The 3507-nt window shown below is 72.1% G+C and carries 2 protein-coding genes and 1 pseudogene; 1 reads left to right on the forward strand and 2 read right to left on the reverse strand.

Annotation, left to right across the window (positions count from 1 at the left end; all coding sequences use genetic code 11):
* Positions 1 to 137: 137 nt before the first annotated feature.
* Positions 138 to 1613, reverse strand: a complete 1476-nt coding sequence (locus VF612_RS17695; RefSeq protein ID WP_408661177.1) for a potassium/proton antiporter — start codon at positions 1611 to 1613, stop codon at positions 138 to 140.
* Positions 1614 to 1902: 289 nt separating this feature from the next.
* Here VF612_RS17695 and dnaN point away from each other — a divergent pair, with 289 nt between their 5' ends.
* Positions 1903 to 3036 (forward strand): DNA polymerase III subunit beta, encoded by a 1134-nt coding sequence (gene dnaN / locus VF612_RS17700; protein WP_408661178.1) that lies wholly within the window; start codon positions 1903 to 1905, stop codon positions 3034 to 3036.
* A 329-nt stretch (positions 3037 to 3365) separates the two neighbouring features.
* Here the strand turns inward: dnaN and VF612_RS17705 are convergent.
* Positions 3366 to 3507, reverse strand: a pseudogene (locus VF612_RS17705) (DNA starvation/stationary phase protection protein); the annotation flags it as partial.

Consider the following 3507-nt stretch of genomic DNA (forward strand, 5'->3'; position numbering starts at 1 on the left):
TGAAAGGTCGTGCGGGCACTACGGTGAGACACGAGAGCCTCCGGGTCGGAGTGGGTCCTAGACAAACCACACCCCACCCGGAGGTTCTCACCGTTTCAAGCCGCCACGCCCACCACCAACGTCCTGGCCGAGTACATCTAGGCGCTGCTGACCGGATTTCCGAAGGTGGCGGCCAGCACATCGTGCAGGTCGGGGTCGGCCAGCACCAGCACCTCGTCCCCGGCCTGCAGCAGGCTGGACCCGCGCACCGGCAGCAACCGGTCCGCGCGCACCACCAGGCTGATCCAGGCGTCCTCGGGCAGGGCATGCAGCTCATCGATCCGGTGCCCGTCGGCCGGGGCGCCGGGGGTCACGGTGAACCGGTGCACCCCCTCCGGCTCGTTGCGCAGCCGCACACCGATCGCCCACGGCTCGGGCTCGACCTCGCGCATCGGCAGCCGCAGCAACCGGGCGACGGCAGGAACCAGGCTGCCCTGCAGCAGCACCGACAGCACCACCACCACGACGACGATGCCGTAGAGCCGTTCGGCGTCCGGGACGTGCGCGGCAAGGATGAAGCTGCCCAGCAGGATCGGCACCGCGCCCTTGAGCCCGGCGAACAGCACGAAATTGCGTTCGTTGCCCGCCAACCGCGCCGGGATCAGGCAGAGCCCGACGAACACCGGCCGGATCACCAGGGCCAGCACCAGCCCGGTGACCAGTCCCGGGATCAGCACGTTCGCGCGGGTCAGCACCGCCAGATCCACCGCCAGCCCCAGCACCACGAAGGCGACGATCTCGCCGAGGCTGGCCAGCGCGGAGTGGAACCGCTCGATCTCGCGCTTGTAGGGCGCCCGCTCGTCGCCGAGCAGGATGCCGGCGATGAAGACCGCGAGGAAGCCGGAGCCGTGTGCCAGGGTGGCGGCGCCGAACAGGATCAGCGCGCAGGCAAACGTCCGCAGCGGGTAGAGCCCCTCGCTGGGCAGGGGCACCGCCCGCATGAACCACAGCAGCGCCCGGCCGCCGACGATCCCGACCGCGGCGCCGACGCCCATCTGCAGCACGAACTGGCCGGCGATCTGGCCGAACGCGCCCGCGCTGAGGCCGCCGGCCGCGATCAGGCTGGCCATCAGCGCGATGCCGACCGGGTCGTTGGCCCCGGACTCCCCCTCCAGGATGGTGCCGCTGCGCCCGGTGACCTCCCGCCGTCCCAGCACCGAGAACACCACCGCCGGATCGGTGGGCGCGATCGCGGTCGCCACCAGCAACGCCAGGAACCAGCTCAGCCCGAACGCCCAGTGGACGAACGCCGCCGCCGCCGCGGTGGTGAGGAAGGTGCCCAGCACCCCGACGGTGACGATCGGGGCGGCCGCGGCCCGGAACTTCAGCCAGCCCAGGTGCAGGCCGCCGTCGAACAGGATGCAGATCAGGGCGACGGTGACCAGCCGCTCCACCAGCTGCTCCGGCGGGTGGTGCAGGTCCGGGATCGCCTTCACCGCCACCGCGGCGGCAACCAGCACCAGCAGCGGCGCCGGGATCCGGATCCGCTCGGTCAGCCGGTTCGACAGCAGCGCCAGCAGCCCGGCCGCGGCCACCAGCAGCACCAGGCGCGCGAAGGGATAGGTGTCAGTCATGACGCTCCGAGGCTCAGGGTCAGTAGCAGGACAGATCCGTTGCCGACCAGGCTTCCCGGCGCACCGGGGTCCACCCTAGTGCCGCGGGCGGTGAGTGCCGCGGGCGGTGAGTGCCGCGCGCGCTGCTGGCGGCTCGCTGAGCGGCCGGGTCCGTCCCGGCGTGGCATCGCCGACCCCGAACTCGACTGAGTCGAGCGCTTGCCGTCCGCCGGTGGGGATTACCATGCCCTGACGCAGGCGAACGATGTGCCGCGGTGCAGACTTGCGGTGAGTGCCTAGGAGGCCACGGATGAAGTTTCGACTACAGCGGCAGGAGTTCGCCGAAGCCGTCGCCTGGACCGCGCGCAGCATCCCCACCCGGCTGCCGGTGCCGGTGCTGGCCGGCCTGCTGCTGCAGGCCAGGGACGGCCAGTTGCAGCTGTCCGGCTTCGACTACGAGGTCTCCACCCGCTGCGACCTGGACATCCAGCTCTTCGAGGAGGGCTCGGCGGTGGTCGCCGGCCGGCTGCTGGCCGAGATCACCAAGGCGCTGCCGGCCAAGCCGGTGGACGTCGAGCTGGTCGGCGACAGCGTCGAGCTGACCTGCGGCGGCGCCCAGTTCACCCTGCCGACCCTGCCGCTGGAGGACTACCCGCGGCTGCCGCCGATGCCCGAGCTCGCCGGCACCATCAAGGCTGCCGAGTTCAGCACCGCGGTCAGCCGGGTGACGATCGCCGCCGGCCGGGACGAGACCTTGCCGATGCTCACCGGCGTGCAGGTCGAGATGGCCGGCGACCGGATCACCATGTCGGCCACCGACCGCTACCGGCTGGCGATGACCGAGCTCGCCTGGCAGCCCGAGCGTCCGGATGTCGAGATGAGCGCGCTGGTCCCGGCCAAGGCGCTGTCGGATACCGCCCGGGCGCTGGGCGCCGCCGGCGGGGACGTCCAGCTGCACCTGGACCCGGTCTCCACCGACCAGTCCCTGGTCGGGCTGGGCTCGCAGTCGCGCCAGACCACCTCCCGGATCATGTCCGGGCCCTACCCCAACGTCCGGGCGATCTTCCCGACCAGCCACAACAGCCGGCTGACGCTGGCCACCAAGGATCTGACCGACGTGGTGCACCGCATCGCGCTGGTCACCGACCGGGGCAATCCGCTGCGACTGCAGGTCAACCCGGACGAGCTGGTCATCGAGGCCGGCGGGCTCGGCTCGGCCCGCGCCCGCGAGGCGACCGAGGCCACCCTCGAGGGTGAGCCCCTGAAGATCGCGATCAACCCGCAGTTCATGCTCGACGGCCTGGGCGCGGTCGGCTCGCCGAACGTGATCCTGTCGTTCGTCTCCACCCACAAGCCGGTGATGATGCTGCCGGCCGACGAGAACGGCGAGGTCATCCCCGGCTTCCGCTACGTCGTGATGTCGGTGCGGATGCCCGAAGGCTGATCGGTTCCCTGCCAGCCGGCGCGGTCTTGCTAGCCGGCGCGGTCTTGCTAGCCGGCGAGAGGTTCCGCGCTAGCCGGCGAGGCCCGGGCCGGCCGGATCAGGCATTGGCCCGGGGCCTGGCATCGGCCCTGGCCCGGGCGTGCCCGGGTCAGCCGGTCCCGGCGGTCCTGGCGCCGGCGGTCCTGGCTCAGGGCTCGGCGCCGGCGTAGGGATCGGTGGGTTGGGCGGGCCGGGGCTGGGCTCCGTCGGAGTGGGCTCCGGCGCGATCGGGGGCACCGTCGGTCCGGGGTCGATCGGCGGGACGGTAGGGCTGGGCGCGATCGGGTCCGTCATGACGAGGCCTGCTCGGAGGCGGCGTCAGCCGGGGCGGACTCGGCGGCTTGCAGCTCGGTGTGGGCGTCGCTGGTGCTGAGCCGGCCGTCGGCGGACTCCAGGTGCGCCCGGACGAACCACTGGTACTGCTCCAGCTGC

Source organism: Jatrophihabitans sp. (assembly GCF_036388195.1).
Lineage (GTDB): Bacteria > Actinomycetota > Actinomycetes > Mycobacteriales > Jatrophihabitantaceae > Jatrophihabitans_A.